Raw genomic sequence first — 20,743 nt, 5'->3', positions numbered from 1 at the left:
TATTTAGTGCGTTTCGCTTTTGTGTCTATATTTAGTATGAGTTACATATATTAGCTTCATGAACTCCAATAATTGGCTGGTTTTAAAAAATGAAAGACCGGATGGATTTAAATATCCATCCGGTCTTTCATTTGCTGAAGGATCTTTTTTTCAAGCCGCGATACCTGCACCTGGGAAATGCCAAGCCTTGACGCCACTTCGGATTGAGTCTGATCTTTATAGTAGCGCAAGTAAACAATCAGTCTTTCCCGCTCATCCAATTCACGTATCGCTTCTTTTAATGCTATTTTATCAAACCATTTTCCTTCATTTCCATCATCAATCTGATCGAGCAGTGTAATGGGATCTCCGTCGTTTTCATACACTGTTTCATGTATAGAAGATGGGATCCGGCTTGCTTCCTGGGCAAGAATAATATCTTCCGGAGAAATTTCCAGAAACTCGGAGAGTTCTGTAACAGTCGGGATGCGGCCAAGCGTTTTTGATAACTCGTCTTTGGCTTTCCTGATTTTATTGCCCATCTCTTTTAAGGAGCGGCTTACTTTTACCGTTCCATCATCCCGAATGAACCTTTGAATCTCTCCGATAATCATTGGAACCGCATAGGTCGAAAATTTTACATCATAACTGAGATCAAACTTATCAACCGACTTCAATAAGCCGATACAGCCAATCTGAAAGAGATCATCGGGTTCATATCCTCTATTCAAAAACCTCTGGACGACAGACCAGACAAGACGCATATTTTTTTGAACAATTTTGTCCCTGGCACCCTGATCTCCGCTTTGGCTTTGCTTAATTAGCTCCTTGACTTCATTGTCCTTTAAATAGGTTTGGCCCTTCTCTGCTTTAACCTCCACATCCATAGCAAGACTCCCTTAATTGCATAGCATTTTACTATTTGATAAATGCTTCCTTAATCGGATCTCTGTGCCTATACCCGGCTGCGATTGGATTTCGATTTCGTCCATGAAATTTTCCATGATGGTAAAGCCCATGCCTGATCTTTCCAATTCAGGCTTTGTTGTAAATAATGGCTGCCTTGCCTCCTCCACATCCATAATACCGAGGCCTTTATCCTTAATGGTCATATCAATAAATCCATCTTCAATCAGGACAGAAATATAGACCACTCCATTAGGATCATTTTCATACCCGTGAATAATGGAGTTGGTTACAGCTTCAGAAACGACCGTTTTAATTTCTGTCAGTTCGTCCATTGTCGGATCCAGCTGGGCAATAAAGGCTGCAACTGTGACACGGGCGAATGATTCATTTTGGCTGAGCGCACTGAATTCAAGATTCATCACATTTTTCATAGTTCAGGCAACCCCCAATCTTTGCAAGGCGTTTTCTTCTGTCGGTTCTAAACGGATTATTTTAAATAACCCCGACATATCAAATAATCGCTGCACTGCTGGAGAAATTGCACAAACAACCATTTCGCCATGCTTTTGTTTGATTTGTTTGTAGCGGCCCAAAATCACTCCCAGCCCTGAACTATCCATAAATGAAAGCTGCTCAAGGTTTAATATAATATGATGGATGTCATGATCCTCAATTGCCCTCGTCGCCTGTTCACGCAGTACATCTGCCGAATGATGATCCAGCTCCCCGCTTAAACGAATACATAAGACATCATGCTTTACTTCCAAATTAATGTTAAGACTCACTACCTTAGCCTCCTTATCTGGTATCCGCAACTGAAAAAGCCGATAGTAATGCTCATGCTTCTCCTCCGGATAGGATAACCGGAATCTTAAAGAATTCCGGCATCCGCCCTTATAGTGAGTCAATTTCGATGCCTGGCGCTTCATTTCCTTCCTTGAGACAAAACTAGTGTATTTTCGCTAAAAATACATATCATTGGGATGTTTTTCGACAAGGATATATATTTATTCAGTTTTTGAAAATAACCCCATGGACCGTTTAAACAATGTCCACCATGATGCTTCACTGCTATTTTCTTTAGCAACCAAAGAGCTTTCAACCAAGACTTTTCCATCCTTTTTCAATGTTAATGTTCCGATCTGATCACCCTTGTGGACAGGAGCTTTAATATTTTTATTTAAAGTAATTTTCTGTTCAATTTCCTTGATGCTTTCTCCTTTTTTAGTTAAAAGGGAAATCGGTTCACTAGTCAGAGCTTCAACCATTTTCTTTTCGCCTTTGCTTACTTTAACTTTTCCAAGAACGTGATTTCTTTCATACATTGGGTGGGTTTTATATTGGCTGAATGCAAAGTCGAGCATTTTAGTCACTTGAGCATTGCGTTCTTTTGAAGTTGGTGCGCCAAATACAACGGCTATAACCCGCATTCCGTCTTTCTCGGCTGTTGCCGTCAGACAGTATTTTGCTTCAGAAGTAAAGCCCGTTTTGAGGCCATCTACACCTGGATAAAAACGCACAAGTCGGTTTGTATTGACAAGCCAGAATTTTTTTTCTGTATCCTCGCGAAGATAGGCTTCATATGTGCCCGTAAAATCAGTTATCTTTTCATATTTAAGAAGCTCTTTCGCCATTATGGCCATGTCATGTGCAGTACTGTAATGGTTCTTAGCTGACAGCCCTGTAGGGTTTAGGAAATTAGTATTTTTCAGCCCTAATTCCTTTGCCTTTTTATTCATCATTTCAACAAAAGCTTCCTCTGATCCGGCAATTCTCTCAGCCATAGCAACGGATGCATCATTACCGGAACCAATGGCAATCCCCTGCAGCATTTGCTTTGTGGTCATTTCTTCACCTGGCTCCAGGAAGATTTGCGAACCGCCCATTGATGCTGCATATTCGCTTGTCCGGATTTTCTCATCCCATGACAGCTTCCCTTCATCTATTGCTTCCATAATTAAGAGCATGGTCATGACTTTTGTCATACTGGCAGGCGGAAGCTGCTCATCGCTGTTTTTTTCATATAATACCGTACCGGTATCACGCTCGATAAGAATCGCGGATTTTACATTATCCGCCAAATCTGCACTGTTCTCTCTCGCAAACCCTGAAGGAGCAAAGATTGTTGCCATAAATAATGCTATTAACATTAATGAGACGAGTCGTTTCATCACACAATACCTCCATTCTTTATAGCCTCCATTTTTTCCAGTTAAAGAAAATTTATACAACACAGGAAGACTAAAAAGAATTTAAACAGTCAGCTTCACGGCAAAAAGCCGCCGGATCTAAATCCGGCGGCTTTTTAATTCAATATTATTCAGTTATTTCTTCATGAATTAATACTGGTGCCTTCACTTTTTCAGCGGAAAGCGTAATGTTGTCATAAAGCATATTTCTTACTTGTTCTACATTTTCAAAATTGCTGCAGATTGTAACGAGGGATTCGCCCTTCTGTACCCGGTCACCAATTTTCTTTCTTAAAATCAGGCCTACTGCCAGATCAATTTCTGATTCCTTCGTTGCTCTTCCTGCTCCCAATAGCATAGCTGCTGTTCCAATCTCATCGGCAACAATCTCCGAAACATAGCCATCCTGCTTAGCTTCTAATTCAAATGTATATTTTGCCTGAGGTAATCTTTCCGGATTATCGACAACTGATGCATCTCCGCCTTGTGAGCTCAAGAATACTTTAAATGTTTCTAATGCTGAACCGTCCTTCATCGCATTCTCTAACTTTTCGCGCGCTTCCTTTAATGTATCCGCTTTTTTAGCCAGGAAAACCATATGGCTGCCCAGAGTCAGGCAAAGCTCAGTCAGATCTTCAGGTCCTTCGCCTTTTAATGTATCGATTGCTTCCTTTACTTCAAGGGCATTGCCGATGGCATAACCAAGCGGCTGGCTCATATCTGAGATTACAGCCATTGTGTTTCTGCCGACATTATTTCCAATGCGGACCATGGCTTTAGCCAATTCACGCGAATCGTCAAGTGTCTTCATAAATGCGCCGGCGCCAGTTTTAACATCCAGGACAATGGCATCCGCACCTGCAGCGATTTTTTTGCTCATAATCGAGCTTGCGATAAGAGGAATACTGTCCACTGTAGCTGTTACATCGCGCAGTGCATATAACTTTTTGTCTGCAGGCGTTAAGTTGCCGCTTTGGCCAATGACTGCAATTTTATTTTGATTAACAAGCTTAATAAACTCTTCATTTTCAATTTCCACATGGAATCCATCTACAGCCTCAAGCTTGTCGATTGTTCCGCCTGTATGTCCAAGCCCGCGCCCTGACATTTTCGCAACCGGAACACCTACTGCTGCTACAAGTGGTCCCAGTACAAGTGTTGTTGTATCACCTACACCGCCAGTTGAATGTTTATCTACTTTAATTCCTTCAATTTTGGATAAGTCAATTTGATCACCGGATTCTACCATTGCCATAGTTAAGTTGGCTCTCTCGTTCTCTGTCATACCTTGGAAAAAGATGGCCATTGTTAAAGCACTTACCTGATAATCCGGGATCGAACCATCTGTGTATCCTTTAATGACGAATTGAATTTCGTCTGCCGTTAACTCTATTCCATCTCTTTTCTTTTCAATAAGATCCACCATTCTCATCATAAAACACCACTTTCATTATTCTTTAGGCCTTCTTTTAACCGATTATTATTTGCTAAAAAAGTCAGCCCGTTGATTTCAGATGCTGGCACTTGCTTCCCCGGAGAGGAGGAGTTTCTCAGCTTCCCCCCTCCCTCAGGACATTGAATAAGCTTCGTCGAAGGAACACCGCACGAAGGAAATGCGTCAGCATTTTCGGGTATTAAATACCCTCTCCTATCCACTCAGTTATTTAATTTAGTTAACAGCATAGCCGCAAAAATAATTAATATGCTTGTACACCAAATTCCTTAACAATTGCTTTCACATAACGAAGGAAGTCAGCTTTGACTTTTTCTGTTGTTTCGATTACTTCTTCATGGTTTAGGGGCTGGTCTAGGATGCCTGCTGCCATGTTTGAGATACAGGAGATCCCAAGCACCTTCATACCTGAATGCTGTGCAACGATGACTTCTGGAACTGTTGACATGCCGACTGCATCCCCGCCCATTGTTCTCAGCATGCGAACTTCTGCAGGTGTTTCATATGTCGGGCCTGTATTGCCGACATACACTCCTTCCTGAATCTTCAGGTTCAGTTTTTCGGCCAGTTCTCTTGCAAGTTTTCTCAAATCTTTTGAATAGGCTTCTGACATATCCGGGAAACGGGGACCCATACGGGAATCATTAGGACCTATTAAAGGATTGCTGCCCATATTGTTGATATGGTCTGAAATAAGCATTAAATCTCCTGGAGAATAGGTTTCATTCACTCCGCCTGCCGCATTGGTAACAATGAGCTTCTCAACACCCATCTCTTTCATGACTCTTACAGGGAATGTTACCTTATCAAATGAGTATCCTTCGTAATAATGGAACCGGCCTTGCATAGCAACCACTTCAATGCCGTTCAAGCGTCCAAATACAAGCTGTCCCGCATGGCCCTCTACTGTTGATACAGGAAAATCAGGGATTTCATTGTATGGAATCTTAACCGATTCTTCGATTTCGTCTGCCAATACACCAAGTCCTGAACCTAATATCAGCCCGATTTTTGGCTGGCCTGTATATTTATTTTTAAGAAATTCAGCTGCGTTTTGAATTTTGCTGTAATCCATCATCAATCTCCTTCATCTACTTTTTAGTGTTATTATTTCAGTTGGTTCAAAAAGCTTTTTCCAAATGCTGGCATTCTTACGTTAAAGTTATCCGCTATAGTCGCTCCTACATCCGCAAAGGTTTCACTGACCGTAAGCTCTTTTCCATCTTCCATATCTTTTGAATAAACGAGAAGCGGAACGTATTCTCTCGTATGATCTGTCCCATGATGAACAGGATCATTGCCGTGGTCTGCCGTAATAATTAATAAGTCGCCATCCTGCATTTTTTCAAAAACTTCAGGCAGGCGTTCATCAAATTCTTCAAGAGCTTTTCCATATCCTTCCGGATCCCGTCTATGGCCAAATAATGCATCAAAGTCCACCAGATTAACAAAGCTCAGGCCTGTAAACTCTTTATCGAACGTATCGATCAGCTTATCCATTCCATCCATATTTGATGTTGTGCGAATAGCCTCAGTTACTCCCTCTCCGTCATAAATATCGGAGATTTTTCCAATTGCCACTACATCAAGTCCGCCATCTGCCAATTCATTCATTACTGTGCGGTTAAATGGCTTTAGCGCATAATCGTGCCTGTTTGATGTTCTTTGGAAATTTCCCGGCTCGCCAGTGAATGGTCTGGCAATCACACGGCCAACCATATATTTTTCATCAAGTGTCAGCTCACGTGCGATTTTACAAATTTTATATTGTTCTTCTATTGGAATTATTTCTTCATGTGCCGCAATCTGAAGAACTGAATCCGCTGATGTATAAACAATCAGAGCTCCGGTTTTCATATGTTCTTCTCCTAGTTCAACCAGAATTTCTGTTCCGCTTGCAGGCTTATTTCCAATAATCTTCCTGCCGGTGCGTGATTCAAGCTCCGAAATCAATGCAGCCGGAAATCCATCAGGAAAGACTCTAAATGGGGTTTGAATGTTTAGCCCCATAATTTCCCAGTGACCTGTCATCGTGTCTTTTCCGTTTGATGCTTCCTGCATCTTCGTGTAAAACGCCATGGGTTTATCCGCTTTCTCAATCCCTTTGATTTCCCGGATATTACTAAGCCCCAATTTGCCCATGTTCGGCATCTTCAGGCCATTCATTTTTTCTGCGATGTGGCCGATCGTATCGGCACCTTTATCACCGAACTTATCGGCATCAGGCGCTTCACCAATTCCCACTGAATCCATGACAATTAAAAAAACGCGCTTATATGTATATGCGGACATTTGAAAACCTCCCAATTATTTGAATACGGTTACAAAAATCATATTCGTATAGTACCCTTTTTAGGTTTATTTAACACTGATTCTCTTGCTGCAGCTGGAAAGTAAAACACTATTCCTGCATTTTAATAGCCTACTAAGGATAGCCCCTTCATTCGTCAGAAGTCTGACATCTATATTTTACCTAATAAACAGGTAAAATGACAAGAAAAAGCTGCCTATTTTTCATGGCAGCTTTATGACATTTGAATAAATTTTATTTTAAGCACGCGGATGATATTGACTGTACACATCTTTAAGCCGCGTTTTGGTTACATGCGTATAAATTTGCGTCGTGGATATATCAGCATGTCCAAGCATTTCCTGGACAGCCCGCAAATCCGCCCCATTTTCCAGCAGATGTGTGGCAAATGAATGCCTCAGTGTATGCGGGGTCAGCTCCTTCTCAATCCCTGCTTCCTGAGCCAGCCGCTTCAGTATTTTCCAGAACCCCTGTCTTGAAAGACGTTTGCCGTGATGATTTAAAAATAATGCTTCATCCCTATGTTTCTTAGAAACAAACTTGCCTCTTCCTTCAGATAAATACCTTTCAAGAGCTTCAGAAGCCGTTTTGCCAATAGGCACAATCCTTTCCTTGTTCCCTTTGCCAATACATCTTACAAAGCCCATCGTTAAATGAGCATCACCTGTGTTCAGGCCTATCAGTTCACTTACTCGAATGCCTGTAGCATATAGAAGTTCAAGCATTGCTTTATCTCGGAGGCCAAAGTGATCTTTACTTTCCGGGAGATCCAATAAAGTTTCTACTTCCTGCATGTTCAATACTTTTGGAAGCGAACGCTCCATTTGCGGTGTTTCTATATGGACAGAAGGATCATGGCCAACTGCTTTTTCGCGGAGCAGAAATTGGTGAAAGGCCCTTAAGGAGGCTATATGCCTGGCCAGAGTTTTTGAGGATTTACCCTGTTTTTTTAAAAAGCCGAGAAATTGGACAATCTGCATGCGCTGCACTTTTTCAAGGCTCGTAATCTTCTCTTCCGACTTGAGATACTTCAGATAACTTTTCAAATCTCTTTCATAAGAAATAATTGTATTTTTTGCTAGGCCTTTTTCTACAAGTAAATAATGAATAAAGTCTTTTAGCTGGTCATCCATATGATTGCATTACTCCCCGTTTAAGTAGAAAAGAATTAACCGGTCCAGCAAGCTGCTATCCTCATCAGTTCCGCTTGCAGACACCTTAACAGCCGCTCCCCTTGGTTCGTCATAGCGGTGATAATCCTGGTATTCTTCGTTTAACCACATAATACCATAATAAAAAAGGATTGTGCATCCAGTGAAAATCACAAATACTTTAATGGTCTGAAAAGCCATACTCAGCCAGGATTTCATTGTTTGTCCTCCATAACTTTTAATAAAAAGAAAGATTTTCAGCTTTCTATTATTAAAAAGGTATGCCATTTTGGACAAGAATTATACCTGAATTTGTATAAATGATGTTTCATCAGGGCACTTGCCTTTTTAAAAGCAGATCAAAATAAAAAGCCTATCCTAATGTAGAATAAGCTTTGCCAATAAGCATTTAATTTTCATCTGCTTCAGTTTCTGTTTGTTTATCCTGGCAGCGGTAGCATATGCCATGGAACGTAAGGCGGTGATCCTTTATTTTAAAGTTCCAGCGGCGTTCAACCACTTCCTCGACGTCTTCAAGCAAATCTTCCTGTATTTCATCAACAGCTCCACACTCAATACAGACTAAATGGTGGTGAAAATGGGCTGCCCCCTCCTGACGCAGGTCATATCGGGAAACTCCATCACCGAAGTTGATTTTATCGACAATTTTTAATTCAGTCAGCAATTCAAGTGTTCTATATACAGTTGCCAAGCCTATCTCAGGCGATTTCTCTTTTACAAGGAGGTAGACATCTTCCGCACTTAAATGATCCTCTTCGTGTTCTAACAGGACGCGAACTGTTGCCTCTCGCTGTGGTGTTAGTTTATAGCTGGATGAATGCAACTGTTTTTTTATTCTTTCAATTCTGCTTTCCATACCGAAAGTCCCTCCCTCGCCACTAACATTCTCATTATAACAGAAATGAGATCACATTCAAAATAAAATTATTATAAATAACAGTTGATAGTAAGTTTAATATAATAATTATTTTAATATTTTTAAAACATATTGTAACTTCTTTATATGTACCCTCATTTATTATTTTTATCCATTTCTCCTACAGCAAAAAGGCAGAGCATGCCGCTCTGCCTTTAAACATAATTTTACTAGGATTGGATTGAATTAACAACAGACTTCATTAATACAGGCGAGATAAAGGCCTCTACTCCGGCTGCAGCTATTAAGAACAGAATGGCCACAGCAAAAGCAATCATATATCTTCCGAAAAGAGGCATCATCGGCTGGCCGGCTTTTTTCATAAATTGTTTTCTTATCATTTTTAAAGAGAATGACACAGCCAGAGCTGCAGCCATTATAAAAATAGGGATGATGATCAGGTTCTGGGGAAGGACCGATACGAAGGAAAGCAAGAACCCTTCCCATCCCATGCGGTTAACGAGAAAGCCGACTGTAAAGCCAACCACCATGCCTTTCATAAAGAGCAGAATCAGAATGACCGGCAGTCCAATTATGGAGATTCCCAAGATCCACATCAAACCTATAAATTTTGTATTATGGAAAAAGCTTTGTTTGAATAATTCATCTGCTGCTGCAAAATGCCCATCTGATACTTGTCCAAAAAATTGGGACAGATAATAAAATAAATCTTCCTTTTGTGTAAAACTCAAGCTATTTACAACGATAGCCCCGAAAATGACACCCATCAGAAACAATACAATAACAAATAAGTAGATTGAGGAATGTTCGCGAAAGTGGGCTGCTGCGGCGTTCTGGTACATTTTTTTCTTCATTGCTCTTCCTCCTAAGGCAAAACAGATTAGATATTAAATTGTATGCCTGTCCCGGAATTGTATGACAAAGAATTGGGCTTCTTATTAATTGATAAAGGCTGTTTTCGTATAGTTTGTTGCTTTTTTATAAATTAGTATTATTTGCTGAGTTGATTGGAGCGGAGGGCACTTGATCCTCGAAAATGCTGACGCATTTCCTTCGTGCGATGTTCATTCGAGGGAGTTTATTCAATGTCCTGCGGGAGGAGAGGGAAGTGTGAGACCCCGCAGGCGAAGCCGAGAAGGCTCACATTCCTCTCCGCGGAAAGCAAGTGCCCGCAGCGGAAATCAACTGGCAGAATTCATAAATAAAAACAATTATCTTTGTAAAAAAGCTTTGATAAAAAAGTTCTTGAATAATTCCTATGTTTCTTGCTATAATTTTCAAAATTATTGAAATTGTCATTGGAGGCGCTCAGAAAATGGACCCGATCTTAAAAAAGTTTCCAGAAAGAATTGAAACAGAAAGACTCTATATGAGAACTGCCTTGCCTGGAGACGGCAAAACTGTTCATGAGGCTATATCAGCTTCAGCTTCCGAGCTGAAGAAGTGGCTTCCTTTTGCACAAAATGAACAATCAGTGGACGAAGTGGAATCTGGTATCCGCAAATCTTATGCCCAGTTTATTCAAAGGGAAGATTTCCGTATCCATATTTATAGGAAAGAAGACGATGTATTTGTCGGCTCTACTGGCCTGCACCGCATAAACTGGGATGTCCGTAAATTTGAAATTGGCTATTGGGGAGATGTAAGGTTTCGGAAAAGCGGCTATATTTCTGAAGCAGCTGCAGGTTTGACAAAGTTTGCCTTTGAACATTTTCAAGCGAACAGAGTGGAAATCAGATGTGATTTGAGAAACACTAACAGCCGAAGAATTCCCGAAAAGCTGGGATACACGCTTGAAGGAATCCTAAGGAATGACAGCCTGAGCGCAGACAAAAAAGAGCTTAGAGATACTTGTGTTTATGCTAAAGTCAGCATCTAAAAAAAATAGAGCCTGCATGGGCTCTATTTTTTATGAATCCACAATTCTGCCGTACTTGCCTCCGCCGCCTGCCTGGAGGTTTAACTTTCCTTCACGCGCTTTTCCAATTAGCTTCGCTGTTTTCTCAGGAATGACTTTGCTGATTTCTGAGAATGGAACATCATGGAGAATGGCCATTTCAGTTCCAAAATGATCCAGCAGCTTCTCAAGCATTTTCGGGCCTAGCCCCGGTATGAACTCAAGAGGGACCTGATGAATATATGGCGGCCGTGTAACGGGTATTTCTCCGGAAGATTTCAATTCAGAGATCCGGTCAGCCACGCCTTTGATAAATTTGTGGTGATTGCAATTCTGACAATTACCAGACCCTTCATCGAAGGGGCTAAAACACACTGAACAAACTGTCTGATGATATTTTCCAAGCAAAGGATCCAGACCGTAATTAGCTTTGACCCTGCATTTTTCTTTTCCGGCCAAAGCCTTCTGCAGTTCCCCGAATGTAGGTGCTTCCATTTCCAGAATCTGATATTCTCTGGCGATTTTTTTTAGTGAATGAGCATCTGAATTTGTCAGAAATGTATATTTATGAAGTTCAGCAATTTGATCAGCCATTTTCGTATCTGCACTTAGTCCCAGCTCAATTGCATCAATTAAGCCAGCATCAAAAACCTCTGTAAGCGACCGCTCTACCCCTTTCCCGAATAGACTTTTAAACGGGGTAAATACATGAGCAGGTATAAAAAGCCCATTCAATTCCTTCACTTTTTCCTGAAGCATTCTGCCTGAAGCATATATCCTTTGAGAGCTCAGGGTTATGTTCTTCAAATACCCTTTTAGCCAGGCGGAGAAATCCTTCATAGCGGATAGGGTTGGAAAGTAACACAGGACATGAATGGGTCCTTTACAGGAGTCATCATATATTTCAAGTTCCGATCCGGGAATTACCGTTAAATCTCCATATTGAAGCCCCCCGTCCTTATGCTCGGTTATAAAGCCTTTTTGCGCCAGGTCCTCGATTTCCAAAATGACTTCAGGTGAATGACAATCAATAATGCCAATAATATCAAGCCCCTTTTCATTGCGGGCATGCCTGATGATATTAGTAAAGGTAAGGGATTTAGCGCCTGTTATTTTAACCGGCTTTCCCGTAAACGTACGTCCAATATGGATATGAAGATCTGCAAAAAAGCGTTTCATGCTACTTCTTCAGCGCCTCTTGAAGCTGCAGATATTGGATGGCATAAGCGGTTTTCGCATCATAAACTCTTTGCTCCTCAAGCATGGATAAGGCTTCCTCAAGGGTTACCTCCAAAAGGTTCACAAATTCATCTTCATCAGGCGAAAGTGCATTTTCTTTTTTCTTTAGTCCATTTGCTATATAAAGGTGAACAAGCTCATCGGCAAATCCGGGGGAAGTGTAGAATGAGATAAGCCATTCCATTTCCGTGCTGCCGTACCCCGTTTCTTCTTCCAGTTCCCTTGCTGCACAAACGCTGGGCTCTTCCCCTGCTTCAAGCTTTCCGGCAGGAATTTCAGCAATAATCTTATCCAGCGCTTTTCGATATTGTTCAACCATCACTATTTTATTATCATCCGTTACTGCCAATACAGCTACTGCTCCGGGATGTTTGATAATTTCCCGCTTCGATGTATTGCCATTCGGCAGTTCAACATCCTCCACCTGCAGACTAATGACTTTACCAGTGAAGATTTTTTCCGTTTTAATTGTTTTTTCTTCTAGGCGGCTCATTGTTTTCAGTCACTCCTGTTCTATTCCGGTAATGATTGCTCATACATTTTATCATACTTGATGAGGGGGAGTATGGCATGAAGGTATATGTCCATAATAGTGGAATTATTCTTGCCGGCAAGGCCTGGGAAGTGCGCGAGAAGCTAAAACAATACAGCAGGCAGTACGTCCTTGTAAAAGACTGGATTGAATCTCAGAACAATATAAAATGATAAGCCTCTTTATTTGAGTATGCCTCAATTGTTTATGTACAATTATAGGAAACATTCAAATGAGGTGGGTACTTGAAAAAGAGAAGACTCGGAAACTCAGACTTGTACGTAAGCCAGCTTGGGCTGGGCTGCATGTCAATTGGGACCAATCCTTCCCAGGCACAGGAGATTATAGAAGCTGCCCTGGAAGAAGGAATCAATTATTTTGATACCGCTGATTTATATGACTTTGGCGAAAACGAAAAGCTTGTCGGACAATCCTTAAAGAGTGTCCGTGAACAGGTGATCATTGCTACCAAAGCCGGCAACCGCTGGAATAAAAATAAAGATGGCTGGAGCTGGGATCCCTCAAAACGCTATATCAAAGAAGCTGTAAAAGACAGCTTAAAAAGGCTGGATACGGACTATATCGATTTATATCAGCTTCACGGCGGTACGAATGAAGATCCGATTGATGAAACCATTGAAGCATTTGAGGAACTAAAGGAAGAAGGATACATCCGCCAATACGGCATTTCCTCCATACGCCCAAATGTGATCCGGGAATTTGCATCAAAATCATCCATTGTTTCTGTCATGATGCAGTACAGCATTTTGGATCGGCGCCCTGAAGAAGCCGCTCTACCTCTTCTTCATCAAAAAGGCATCAGTGCTGTTACAAGAGGGCCGCTGGCCAAGGGACTGCTCAGCGACAAAATGCTGGATAAAGCATCAGAATCCGTAAAAGAGAAAGGCTATTTGGATTACTGCTATGCTGAGCTGGAAAAAACACTCACCACCATCCGGGAAAAAATCACAGACAAGCGCACCATGAACGAGATTGCATTTCAGTTTAATCTCTCAGATCCAGCTGTCGCTTCAATTACAGCAGGTGCCAGCCGGGCTGAGCAGGTAAGAGCAAATGCAGAGGCAGCAAAAGCCCAGCCTCTGAACGAAGATGAATTGGCCATGATTAAATCTATTGCAAAGCTAAATAAATATGAGCAGCATAGATGATATAGAACTCTAATAAGAAAGGGGCTGACAGAAAAGTCGGCCCCTTCTTTTAATGCTATTTAAATTCTTTCCAGTTAAGATCACTTTCTCCAAGCAGTTCTTCAAAACTTTTATTTTTTTCGCGCAGTCTTCTTTCCTCTCTTTTTCTGCGCTCTTCTTCTTCCCTCTGTTTGTCTTCAGCAGCCTTTAACTCCTGCTTTTTCCCTTTTAGCTGCTCCATCAGATCCTGGTTCAGCATGTCGCCAAGCGTGACAGGTTTATCATCTTTTTTAGGCTGGGAATGGTGTTTTTTCTTTTTCATATAATCCCCTCATCAATTGATTTTGCCATTTATTATAGCATATTTTATTATTTATGAAGGAACAGGCTTATTCACTCTTATGGAAGAATTCCAGAAATTCAATTCTATTTCCGAATGGATCATCTACAAAGAACCTCTCCCGGCCTTCTATTGGAGCTTCCTCCTTAATTGTTATTTTCTGCTCTTCAAGATTGCTTCTCAAGGCCTTCAGGTTTTCCACAATAAATCCCGGGTGGGCTTTTTTAGCAGGCTGGAAGCCTTCCTGTACTCCAATATGGATTTCCTGATTACCGCATATAAACCAGCAGCCTCCGCGCTTTTGAAGATTTTCAGGCTTGGGAATTTCCTTAAAACCAAGCTGTTCCCCGTAAAATTTCCTGGCTTCCTCCTCACAGCCAATCGGAGCTGCCAGCTGGACATGGTCAATCCCTTTAAAGAAAAAACTCATAATCTCTCCTCTTTTCTTCAGGCTAAAAATAATGAAAAGCACAGCATGCAGCTGTACTTTTCAGGTTATTAGTAAGCTTCTGTTAAAACGTTTTCATCCACTTGCAATTCCGGTTCTGTTGAATTGATTATATCCTCAATTGTATAGCCCTTAGCTACTTCAACTAGCTTCAGACCAGATTCGGTGACATCGATGACTGCCCGCTCAGTTATAATTCGGTCAACGACATTTTTGCCTGTTAAAGGCAGGCTGCATTCTTTAAGAATTTTTGAATCGCCGTTTTTATTAGTGTGATCCATAATGACAATGATTTTATTGGCGCCATGAACCAGATCCATCGCACCGCCCATGCCCTTAATCATTTTTCCGGGAATCATCCAGTTGGCAAGATCTCCTTTTTCAGAGACTTCCATCCCGCCGAGAATCGCAATATTCACATGACCGCCCCTGATCATGGCAAAAGATTCAGCACTGTCAAAATAAGATGATCCCGGAATGGCTGTAACTGTTTCTTTTCCAGCATTAATTAGATCCGGATCAACTTCACTTTCTGCAGGATACGGGCCGATGCCCAATAATCCATTTTCAGATTGCAGGACCACTTCTTTATTATCAGAAATATAATTTGCAACCAGCGTTGGCATACCGATTCCCAAATTCACGTAAAAGCCATTTTCAATTTCCTTTTCAGCCCGTCTTGCAATTTTCTCGCGTACTGCCGCTTTATCGTTACTCATGACACCCTCTCCTTTCGTCACTGGTATTTATTTCTTTACCGTCAGTCTTTCAATGCGTTTTTCCTGTTTCCCTTCAATCAGTGATTGAACATAGATGCTCGGGGTATGAATATAATTTGGATCCAGTTCACCAACCTCATAAAGCGTCTCCACTTCTGCGATTGTCACTTTGCCGGCTGCTGCAATCATTGGATTGAAGTTTCGGGCCGTTTTGTGATAAACAAGATTGCCCATCTTGTCCCCCTTCCATGCCCTGACAAGACTAAAGTCTGCTTTCAGCGCTTCTTCAAGAAGATATTCCTTGCCGTCAAACACCTTCGTCTCTTTCCCCTCTGCGATGGGGGTTCCTACACCAGCAGGTGTGTAAAAAGCAGGAATGCCTGCACCGCCTGCACGGATCTTTTCTGCCAGTGTTCCTTGAGGCAGCAGCTCTACTTCAATTTCTCCTGAGAGAACCTGTCTTTCAAACTCTTTGTTTTCCCCAACATACGAGCCAACCATTTTCTTAATCTGTTTATTTTTTAAAAGCAGTCCAAGTCCCCAATCGTCAACACCGCAGTTATTCGAAATGACGGTCAGATCCTTAACCCCTTTTTCAACTAAAGCCAGAATTAGGTTTTCGGGAATTCCGCACAGACCGAAACCGCCAACCATAAGGACAGCACCATCGTGAATTTCCTGAACCGCTTCACTGAAGGAAGTACAAATTTTCTTCACTTCAATCGCTCCTTTCATTAAAAAGTCTTCATTGTTAATAATCCTTATCAAAATCGGCTATGCAAGCTCCACCACTGTAGCTACTCCTTGCCCTCCGCCAATGCAAAGAGTTGCAAGCCCTTTCTTTGCCTGCCGTTTTTGCATCTCATGAATTAAAGTGACGAGAATTCGTGCGCCGCTTGCACCGATTGGATGTCCGAGTGCAATGGCTCCGCCATTAACATTCAGGATTTCCTTGTTAAAACGAAGCTCCCTGTCAACTGCAAGCGACTGGGCTGCAAATGCCTCGTTTGCTTCAATAAGCTCCAATTCATCCATGGAAACAGATGCCTTTTCAAGTGCTTTTTTTACGGCAGCAACAGGGCCAATGCCCATGATGCTTGGATCTACACCAGCACTTGCATTTCCTCTAATCGTTACTAATGGCTTAAGCCCCAGCTCATCTGCTCTCTTTCTGCTCATTACCAGCAATACAGCCGCCCCGTCATTAATCCCGGAGGCATTTCCGGCTGTTACGCTGCCATCTTTTCTGAACGCCGGACGCAGGCCTGCGAGCTTTTCAGCAGTTGTCCCTTTTTTCGGATATTCGTCTGTATCAAAAACGATCGGATCCCCTTTTCGCTGAGGAATTTCCACCGGAACGATTTCATCTTTAAACTTTCCTTCTTCAATTGCTTTTGCCGCCTTTGCCTGGCTGTCTGCGGCAAATTTGTCCTGTTCTTCTCTGCTCAGCTCATATTTCGAGCAAAGATTTTCAGCCGTAACTCCCATATGGTAATCATTAAAAGAACACCAGAGACCGTCTGAAATCATCGAATCAATAAGCTTTTGGTCTCCCATTTTAAAGCCGTTTCTTGCATTTTTAAGTATGTATGGCGCCTGGCTCATATTTTCCATGCCGCCTGCAATCACTGCTTCAGCATCGCCGGCCAAAATGGCCTGTGCTGCTAAATGAACCGCCTTCAGTCCTGAGCCGCACACTTTATTAATCGTCATTGCGGAAACGCTTTCAGGAAGGCCCGCTTTAAGAGCTGCCTGCCTTGCTGTATTTTGGCCAAGGCCAGCCTGCAGGACATTCCCCAGGATTACCTCATCTATTTGATCCGGTGTTACACCTGCTTTTTCAAGAGCGCGTTTAATCGCAATCGCCCCTAGCTCTGGTGCTGATACATCCTTTAGACTTCCATTGAAACTGCCGATTGCTGTCCGGACAGCGCTGACTATAACGACTTCTGTTTGTGCCATCTCTCTCATCCTTTCAAAACATCTCTTTGCTTATATTCGAGCGGGGATATCAAAATTCCTTTTATTTTGTCAAAATTTCTATTATTCTTGCAATCAAAAATACTTTCCTAATACAATAAATTTAAGGTCTCCGAGAAAACGCTTACTAAAATTAAAATTATGAAACGGGAGAGGAAAACATGACGCTTGCATTTCCAGATAAAGTAACAATTATTGAAGTTGGCCCGCGGGATGGACTGCAAAACGAAAAGTCGTTTGTACCGACTGAAGTTAAGAAAGACTTTATTAAAGGTTTAAAGAATGCAGGATTAAAAGAAATGGAGCTTACTTCTTTTGTGTCTCCTAAATGGGTTCCGCAGATGGGGGATGCAGCTGAAATTACGGCAGAATGCCTGGATGCAAATACAAGGGATTTCGTGCTTGCCCCGAACCGTAAAGGCATTGACAGAGTATATATGACGGATTGCAGGGCAGTTGCCGTTTTCGTCGGTGTAAGCAATACATTCAACAAGAAAAACATCAATAAAACCACTCAGGAAAGCATGAATGAGCTAAAACCGATTATTGGAGAACTAAAGGATAAAGGTTATTTCGTCCGTGCCTGCATCTCTACTGCCTTTTATTGTCCGTATGAAGGGGCCATCAATCCTGAAGATACCGTTGGGCTATGCCGCCAATTTACAGAGGCAGGGGCTGATGAATTAAGTGTGGCAGATACGATTGGGATGGCTGCTCCCCATGAATCATACCGGCTATTTTCCCGTTTAAAAGAAGAGTTTTCAAATACTCTGCTGACTGCCCACTTCCATGACACAAGAAAAATGGCTCTTACAAATATTTTTGCTGCACTTCAGGCAGGAATCGACCGATTTGATACATCCGCAGGCGGGCTTGGCGGATGCCCCTTTGCCCCTGGCGCTGCAGGCAATGCTGCAACAGAAGATGTCGTTTATATGCTTCAGCGGATGGGAATTGAAACCAATGTTAACCTGGATCAATTAATGGAAGCTGTAAAAATTGTTCAGCCTCATATTTCCAGGCCGATTGAAAGCACTTATTTCAGGCTGAATACTCAAACAGTTCAACAGCATCACAGCTTAAGTGAATAATTCCTCCTGTTTTACCGCATCTTATTAGATGAAAGCAGCTGGCGAATTCAGGTTCAGCCGCAGAATTATAAGGGGGATATTTCTATGAGCCAAAAACGCGATAAAGGCTACAGCCAAAAGGGAAAGCCGAATTCCGATACTGTAAATCAGACGATTGCTGCCGAGGAATTAGAAAAAGCGATTCATCCAACCAAAAGACAAAACGCACAGCAATAAGCCGCCGCAAAGCGGCTTTTTTTGTGCAGGGCGTCCTTTATGAAATTTCACTTTGTCCCGGCTAACATCTCTGTTTTAATTTTATCCACAATGGTAAAATAAAGAAAAAAGATGGAGGGATGAGTTTGAGAAGATTTTTGCGTTATTTATTTTCCATCGTTCTCTTTCTTTCATCACTCGGCGTCTATTTTACAAATAGGCTTATGTTTATGAAAAAAAAGGAAGATGACTTTATTCTAGAAAGAGAGAAGGAGTCCGGGAGACTTGATCTAATCAAGTATGAAAGCCTTCCGAAAAGAGAGGTTCTTATTCCCTCGCCATTTGGCTATAACCTAAAAGCCGTAGCCTGCGAACCACATAAAAACAATCGCTATATCATTATTTCGCACGGGGTTACGGAAAACAAAATGAACTCCATTAAATACATGAACCTCTTCCTGGAACGAGGGTTTAACGCTGTAATCTATGATCATCGCCGCCACGGAGAATCCGGGGGAAAAACGACAAGTTACGGCCATTATGAAAAGTTTGACCTAAAAGCTATTGTCGATTGGCTTAAAGCGGAGAAAGGGCCTGATATCCAGGTCGGCATTCATGGTGAAAGCATGGGGGCTGCCACCATGCTCCTTTATGCGGGGATGCTTGAAGACGGCGCTGACTTTTACATTGCCGATTGCCCTTTTTCGGATTTTAAAGAGCAGCTGGCTTATCGTTTAAAAACCGAGATGAAGCTGCCCGCGAAACTCTTTTTGCCTGTTGCTGATCTATTTCTGCGGATGCGGGAGAAATATTCCATAGCGGACGTGTCGCCTATTTCGGTTATAGAAAATATAAGAAAGCCCATCCTGTTTATTCACAGTGAAAAAGATGATTTTATTTTGCCGACCATGTCCGAAGCTTTGTATGAAAAGAAAAGAGGCCCTAAAAAGCTTTACCTTGCTGCTAACGGGATCCATGCACAATCCTTTAACGAAAACAGAGAGGATTATGAAAAAGTCATTGACGAGTTTTTGGAACAGTATGTCAGCAGCAAAAAAGCTTTATCAAAATAAAAAACAGCTGGCTTAAAGTCAGCTGTTTTTTATTTCTGTGCTGTTAGGCGTCAGTTTTTTTTCTTTATGATTTCCTTGCCTTCAGCCGACAGACCTCTGGCAGTATGAAAGTCTCCCATTTTAAAATAATAGCGTTTGTTTTCTTTTTTTATTATAGCCGCTTCTTCAAATTTTTCTTCCTTGCCGGCCACTTCTACTTTCTTAATATCTCCGCTTTGAATTTCACCAAAAATGATCGGTAATCTGTTTTCCAGATTGCCTTCCTTATCGTAATCATAGAAAGCATCTGAGTAAACAGTCATATATTCATTCTCATAATGCTCCCAGTGATTATGGCCTTCATTCTCCCAGCCTTCTTTGTCACTGCCCTTCAAATAGGCAGCTGCCATGGCTTCGACCTCATTTTGCCCATCATTTTGCTCTGTTAAATAAAGAATAATGACTCCATTTTTAACTTTTTCTTTATGTAAGATTTCTTTTACATTGAATGGTATTCCATCATCAATTGCCTGGCCCATTGTTGCTGTGCTGCAGCCTGACAATATCAGAGAAGCTGCCACCAGCAAATATAACATATAGTTCCTCATTCGTATCTCCCCAATCAACAATCTCTTCACCTATAACAGCCATGCTGCTTAGCCTGTAATCCTTTACTAGTATATTAAAACCTTACTTTCCAGAATTTTGGAAGGGTATTTTTACCTACTTAGCCAATAAAAAAAGACCGCCTTCCTGCAGCGGCCGCCTGCTAAATCATTTATTTTGTTTTATCAATAAAGCTCATTCTCGGGTTTAGATACTGATTCGGGCTTTTTAACTGGTAGCAGTTTGCCTTCTCAGAGAAGTCTATCGTTAACTGTTCATCCAAAAATACTTCCTTGGATTTTTCCACATATATGCTGCCAATGTTTGTTTTGATTTCCCTGTCATCCTCATCAAGCTCATCAACAAGCCAAAGTGCCGCTACTCCGCTCACAACACAGCCGCAGCCATCTATATCGTACTTAAGCTTTATAAATCCATCTTTGCCGGCAATTCGTCCCGATACTTTTTCTGCTGCTATTTCAGTTAATGTTATTTCCATGTTGTAAAACTACCTCCCCTTTGCATATGCTGATTTTAACACAGATAGGTATAACATGCTTCTGAAAGAGACTGCTGCTATTCAGCCGCCAAAATAATGTTTTTTAG

General features: G+C 41.7%; 26 protein-coding genes. 6 read left to right on the top strand and 20 right to left on the bottom strand.

The features are described 5' to 3' along the window. Window positions 1–107: 107 nt before the first annotated feature. From sigF to spoIIM, 11 genes are all read right to left on the bottom strand, one after another. The gene (sigF, locus tag AC6CHU_RS14510; RefSeq protein ID WP_159868533.1) at window positions 108–866 is read right to left on the bottom strand and encodes an RNA polymerase sporulation sigma factor SigF; all 759 of its coding nucleotides are present in this window, start codon (window positions 864–866) and stop codon (window positions 108–110) included. Between the two features lie 12 nt (window positions 867–878). Further along, window positions 879–1,319, bottom strand: coding sequence for an anti-sigma F factor (spoIIAB, locus tag AC6CHU_RS14505; protein ID WP_159868530.1), 441 nt, complete (start codon window positions 1,317–1,319; stop codon window positions 879–881). 3 nt (window positions 1,320–1,322) lie between these two features. Next, window positions 1,323–1,673, bottom strand: a complete 351-nt coding sequence (gene spoIIAA / locus AC6CHU_RS14500; protein WP_159868527.1) for an anti-sigma F factor antagonist — start codon at window positions 1,671–1,673, stop codon at window positions 1,323–1,325. 222 nt (window positions 1,674–1,895) lie between these two features. After that, window positions 1,896–3,059: a D-alanyl-D-alanine carboxypeptidase family protein gene (locus tag AC6CHU_RS14495; RefSeq protein WP_159868524.1), complete on the bottom strand. Its 1,164-nt coding sequence runs from the start codon at window positions 3,057–3,059 to the stop codon at window positions 1,896–1,898. Window positions 3,060–3,204: 145 nt separating this feature from the next. Beyond that, window positions 3,205–4,509 carry a pyrimidine-nucleoside phosphorylase gene (locus AC6CHU_RS14490; RefSeq protein WP_159868653.1) on the bottom strand — a complete coding sequence of 435 codons (1,305 nt, stop codon included), beginning with the start codon at window positions 4,507–4,509 and terminating at the stop codon, window positions 3,205–3,207. A 265-nt stretch (window positions 4,510–4,774) separates the two neighbouring features. Next, window positions 4,775–5,605, bottom strand: a complete 831-nt coding sequence (locus tag AC6CHU_RS14485) for a purine-nucleoside phosphorylase (RefSeq protein WP_159868521.1) — start codon at window positions 5,603–5,605, stop codon at window positions 4,775–4,777. Window positions 5,606–5,637: 32 nt separating this feature from the next. Continuing rightward, the gene (gene deoB, locus AC6CHU_RS14480; RefSeq protein ID WP_159868518.1) at window positions 5,638–6,822 is read right to left on the bottom strand and encodes a phosphopentomutase; all 1,185 of its coding nucleotides are present in this window, start codon (window positions 6,820–6,822) and stop codon (window positions 5,638–5,640) included. Between the two features lie 258 nt (window positions 6,823–7,080). Further along, on the bottom strand, window positions 7,081–7,974 hold the full coding sequence (xerD, locus tag AC6CHU_RS14475; RefSeq protein ID WP_159868515.1) for a site-specific tyrosine recombinase XerD: 894 nt from the start codon (window positions 7,972–7,974) through the stop codon (window positions 7,081–7,083). A gap of 9 nt (window positions 7,975–7,983) precedes the next feature. Further along, on the bottom strand, window positions 7,984–8,211 hold the full coding sequence (locus tag AC6CHU_RS14470; RefSeq protein ID WP_159868512.1) for a YqzK family protein: 228 nt from the start codon (window positions 8,209–8,211) through the stop codon (window positions 7,984–7,986). 190 nt (window positions 8,212–8,401) lie between these two features. Next, window positions 8,402–8,869, bottom strand: coding sequence for a ferric iron uptake transcriptional regulator (gene fur / locus AC6CHU_RS14465; protein WP_048008103.1), 468 nt, complete (start codon window positions 8,867–8,869; stop codon window positions 8,402–8,404). Window positions 8,870–9,099: 230 nt separating this feature from the next. Then, window positions 9,100–9,744: a stage II sporulation protein M gene (gene spoIIM, locus AC6CHU_RS14460; RefSeq protein WP_159868509.1), complete on the bottom strand. Its 645-nt coding sequence runs from the start codon at window positions 9,742–9,744 to the stop codon at window positions 9,100–9,102. Window positions 9,745–10,205: 461 nt separating this feature from the next. Between spoIIM and AC6CHU_RS14455 the strand changes: the two genes are divergently transcribed. Then, window positions 10,206–10,769, top strand: coding sequence for a GNAT family N-acetyltransferase (locus tag AC6CHU_RS14455; protein ID WP_159868506.1), 564 nt, complete (start codon window positions 10,206–10,208; stop codon window positions 10,767–10,769). A 30-nt stretch (window positions 10,770–10,799) separates the two neighbouring features. On the opposite strand, the gene AC6CHU_RS14450 is transcribed toward AC6CHU_RS14455, so the two are convergent. Both AC6CHU_RS14450 and AC6CHU_RS14445 read right to left on the bottom strand, forming a co-directional pair. Next, a complete protein-coding gene (locus tag AC6CHU_RS14450) occupies window positions 10,800–11,966 on the bottom strand; it encodes an endonuclease Q family protein (RefSeq protein ID WP_498122133.1) in 1,167 nt (388 codons plus the stop codon). A 1-nt stretch (window position 11,967) separates the two neighbouring features. After that, window positions 11,968–12,519, bottom strand: a complete 552-nt coding sequence (locus tag AC6CHU_RS14445; protein WP_159868500.1) for an NUDIX hydrolase — start codon at window positions 12,517–12,519, stop codon at window positions 11,968–11,970. A gap of 77 nt (window positions 12,520–12,596) precedes the next feature. Here AC6CHU_RS14445 and mciZ point away from each other — a divergent pair, with 77 nt between their 5' ends. Continuing rightward, window positions 12,597–12,731 (top strand): Z-ring formation inhibitor MciZ, encoded by a 135-nt coding sequence (gene mciZ, locus AC6CHU_RS14440; RefSeq protein ID WP_159868497.1) that lies wholly within the window; start codon window positions 12,597–12,599, stop codon window positions 12,729–12,731. Window positions 12,732–12,803: 72 nt separating this feature from the next. After that, the gene (locus AC6CHU_RS14435; protein WP_159868494.1) at window positions 12,804–13,727 is read left to right on the top strand and encodes an aldo/keto reductase; all 924 of its coding nucleotides are present in this window, start codon (window positions 12,804–12,806) and stop codon (window positions 13,725–13,727) included. Window positions 13,728–13,782: 55 nt separating this feature from the next. Here AC6CHU_RS14435 and AC6CHU_RS14430 read toward each other — a convergent pair whose 3' ends face one another. The 5 genes from AC6CHU_RS14430 to AC6CHU_RS14410 form a co-directional block, all read right to left on the bottom strand. After that, window positions 13,783–14,028 (bottom strand): YqkE family protein, encoded by a 246-nt coding sequence (locus AC6CHU_RS14430; protein WP_159868491.1) that lies wholly within the window; start codon window positions 14,026–14,028, stop codon window positions 13,783–13,785. Window positions 14,029–14,095: 67 nt separating this feature from the next. Then, the gene (locus AC6CHU_RS14425; RefSeq protein ID WP_159868488.1) at window positions 14,096–14,476 is read right to left on the bottom strand and encodes a VOC family protein; all 381 of its coding nucleotides are present in this window, start codon (window positions 14,474–14,476) and stop codon (window positions 14,096–14,098) included. 68 nt (window positions 14,477–14,544) lie between these two features. Then, complete coding sequence (locus AC6CHU_RS14420) at window positions 14,545–15,213, bottom strand: CoA transferase subunit B (RefSeq protein WP_159868485.1); 669 nt, start codon at window positions 15,211–15,213, stop codon at window positions 14,545–14,547. 27 nt (window positions 15,214–15,240) lie between these two features. Further along, the gene (locus AC6CHU_RS14415) at window positions 15,241–15,930 is read right to left on the bottom strand and encodes a CoA transferase subunit A (RefSeq protein ID WP_159868482.1); all 690 of its coding nucleotides are present in this window, start codon (window positions 15,928–15,930) and stop codon (window positions 15,241–15,243) included. A 57-nt stretch (window positions 15,931–15,987) separates the two neighbouring features. Further along, window positions 15,988–17,175 carry an acetyl-CoA C-acetyltransferase gene (locus AC6CHU_RS14410; RefSeq protein WP_159868479.1) on the bottom strand — a complete coding sequence of 396 codons (1,188 nt, stop codon included), beginning with the start codon at window positions 17,173–17,175 and terminating at the stop codon, window positions 15,988–15,990. Window positions 17,176–17,354: 179 nt separating this feature from the next. Between AC6CHU_RS14410 and AC6CHU_RS14405 the strand changes: the two genes are divergently transcribed. The 3 genes from AC6CHU_RS14405 to AC6CHU_RS14395 all read left to right on the top strand — a co-directional run bounded on the left by AC6CHU_RS14405 (window position 17,355) and on the right by AC6CHU_RS14395 (window position 19,552). After that, entirely contained in the window at window positions 17,355–18,284 is a 930-nt protein-coding gene (locus AC6CHU_RS14405; protein WP_159868476.1) for a hydroxymethylglutaryl-CoA lyase, read from the top strand. A gap of 84 nt (window positions 18,285–18,368) precedes the next feature. After that, window positions 18,369–18,500, top strand: a complete 132-nt coding sequence (locus AC6CHU_RS14400; protein WP_268891681.1) for a hypothetical protein — start codon at window positions 18,369–18,371, stop codon at window positions 18,498–18,500. Between the two features lie 125 nt (window positions 18,501–18,625). Then, window positions 18,626–19,552 carry an alpha/beta hydrolase gene (locus AC6CHU_RS14395; RefSeq protein ID WP_159868473.1) on the top strand — a complete coding sequence of 309 codons (927 nt, stop codon included), beginning with the start codon at window positions 18,626–18,628 and terminating at the stop codon, window positions 19,550–19,552. 50 nt (window positions 19,553–19,602) lie between these two features. On the opposite strand, the gene AC6CHU_RS14390 is transcribed toward AC6CHU_RS14395, so the two are convergent. Then, window positions 19,603–20,139 carry a hypothetical protein gene (locus tag AC6CHU_RS14390; protein ID WP_236566296.1) on the bottom strand — a complete coding sequence of 179 codons (537 nt, stop codon included), beginning with the start codon at window positions 20,137–20,139 and terminating at the stop codon, window positions 19,603–19,605. Window positions 20,140–20,309: 170 nt separating this feature from the next. Then, window positions 20,310–20,636: an iron-sulfur cluster biosynthesis family protein gene (locus AC6CHU_RS14385; RefSeq protein WP_159868470.1), complete on the bottom strand. Its 327-nt coding sequence runs from the start codon at window positions 20,634–20,636 to the stop codon at window positions 20,310–20,312. Between the last annotated feature and the right edge of the window lie 107 nt (window positions 20,637–20,743).

The organism is Cytobacillus sp. GQ23, assembly GCF_059758675.1.
This window is presented reverse-complemented; position numbering and strand designations above follow the sequence as displayed.

What these genes read in the sequence shown, in the direction of transcription:
- sigF (WP_159868533.1), bottom strand. Translation starts at nt 866, where the DNA reads ATGGATGTGGAGGTTAAAGCAGAGAAGGGCCAAACCTATTTAAAGGAC.
- spoIIAB (WP_159868530.1), bottom strand. Translation starts at nt 1,319, where the DNA reads ATGAAAAATGTGATGAATCTTGAATTCAGTGCGCTCAGCCAAAATGAA.
- AC6CHU_RS14495 (WP_159868524.1), bottom strand. Translation starts at nt 3,059, where the DNA reads ATGAAACGACTCGTCTCATTAATGTTAATAGCATTATTTATGGCAACA.
- AC6CHU_RS14490 (WP_159868653.1), bottom strand. Translation starts at nt 4,509, where the DNA reads ATGAGAATGGTGGATCTTATTGAAAAGAAAAGAGATGGAATAGAGTTA.
- AC6CHU_RS14485 (WP_159868521.1), bottom strand. Translation starts at nt 5,605, where the DNA reads ATGGATTACAGCAAAATTCAAAACGCAGCTGAATTTCTTAAAAATAAA.
- deoB (WP_159868518.1), bottom strand. Translation starts at nt 6,822, where the DNA reads ATGTCCGCATATACATATAAGCGCGTTTTTTTAATTGTCATGGATTCA.
- xerD (WP_159868515.1), bottom strand. Translation starts at nt 7,974, where the DNA reads ATGGATGACCAGCTAAAAGACTTTATTCATTATTTACTTGTAGAAAAA.
- AC6CHU_RS14470 (WP_159868512.1), bottom strand. Translation starts at nt 8,211, where the DNA reads ATGAAATCCTGGCTGAGTATGGCTTTTCAGACCATTAAAGTATTTGTG.
- fur (WP_048008103.1), bottom strand. Translation starts at nt 8,869, where the DNA reads ATGGAAAGCAGAATTGAAAGAATAAAAAAACAGTTGCATTCATCCAGC.
- spoIIM (WP_159868509.1), bottom strand. Translation starts at nt 9,744, where the DNA reads ATGAAGAAAAAAATGTACCAGAACGCCGCAGCAGCCCACTTTCGCGAA.
- AC6CHU_RS14455 (WP_159868506.1), top strand. Translation starts at nt 10,206, where the DNA reads ATGGACCCGATCTTAAAAAAGTTTCCAGAAAGAATTGAAACAGAAAGA.
- AC6CHU_RS14450 (WP_498122133.1), bottom strand. Translation starts at nt 11,966, where the DNA reads ATGAAACGCTTTTTTGCAGATCTTCATATCCATATTGGACGTACGTTT.
- AC6CHU_RS14445 (WP_159868500.1), bottom strand. Translation starts at nt 12,519, where the DNA reads ATGAGCCGCCTAGAAGAAAAAACAATTAAAACGGAAAAAATCTTCACT.
- mciZ (WP_159868497.1), top strand. Translation starts at nt 12,597, where the DNA reads ATGAAGGTATATGTCCATAATAGTGGAATTATTCTTGCCGGCAAGGCC.
- AC6CHU_RS14430 (WP_159868491.1), bottom strand. Translation starts at nt 14,028, where the DNA reads ATGAAAAAGAAAAAACACCATTCCCAGCCTAAAAAAGATGATAAACCT.
- AC6CHU_RS14425 (WP_159868488.1), bottom strand. Translation starts at nt 14,476, where the DNA reads ATGAGTTTTTTCTTTAAAGGGATTGACCATGTCCAGCTGGCAGCTCCG.
- AC6CHU_RS14420 (WP_159868485.1), bottom strand. Translation starts at nt 15,213, where the DNA reads ATGAGTAACGATAAAGCGGCAGTACGCGAGAAAATTGCAAGACGGGCT.
- AC6CHU_RS14410 (WP_159868479.1), bottom strand. Translation starts at nt 17,175, where the DNA reads ATGGCACAAACAGAAGTCGTTATAGTCAGCGCTGTCCGGACAGCAATC.
- AC6CHU_RS14405 (WP_159868476.1), top strand. Translation starts at nt 17,355, where the DNA reads ATGACGCTTGCATTTCCAGATAAAGTAACAATTATTGAAGTTGGCCCG.
- AC6CHU_RS14400 (WP_268891681.1), top strand. Translation starts at nt 18,369, where the DNA reads ATGAGCCAAAAACGCGATAAAGGCTACAGCCAAAAGGGAAAGCCGAAT.
- AC6CHU_RS14390 (WP_236566296.1), bottom strand. Translation starts at nt 20,139, where the DNA reads ATGAGGAACTATATGTTATATTTGCTGGTGGCAGCTTCTCTGATATTG.
- AC6CHU_RS14385 (WP_159868470.1), bottom strand. Translation starts at nt 20,636, where the DNA reads ATGGAAATAACATTAACTGAAATAGCAGCAGAAAAAGTATCGGGACGA.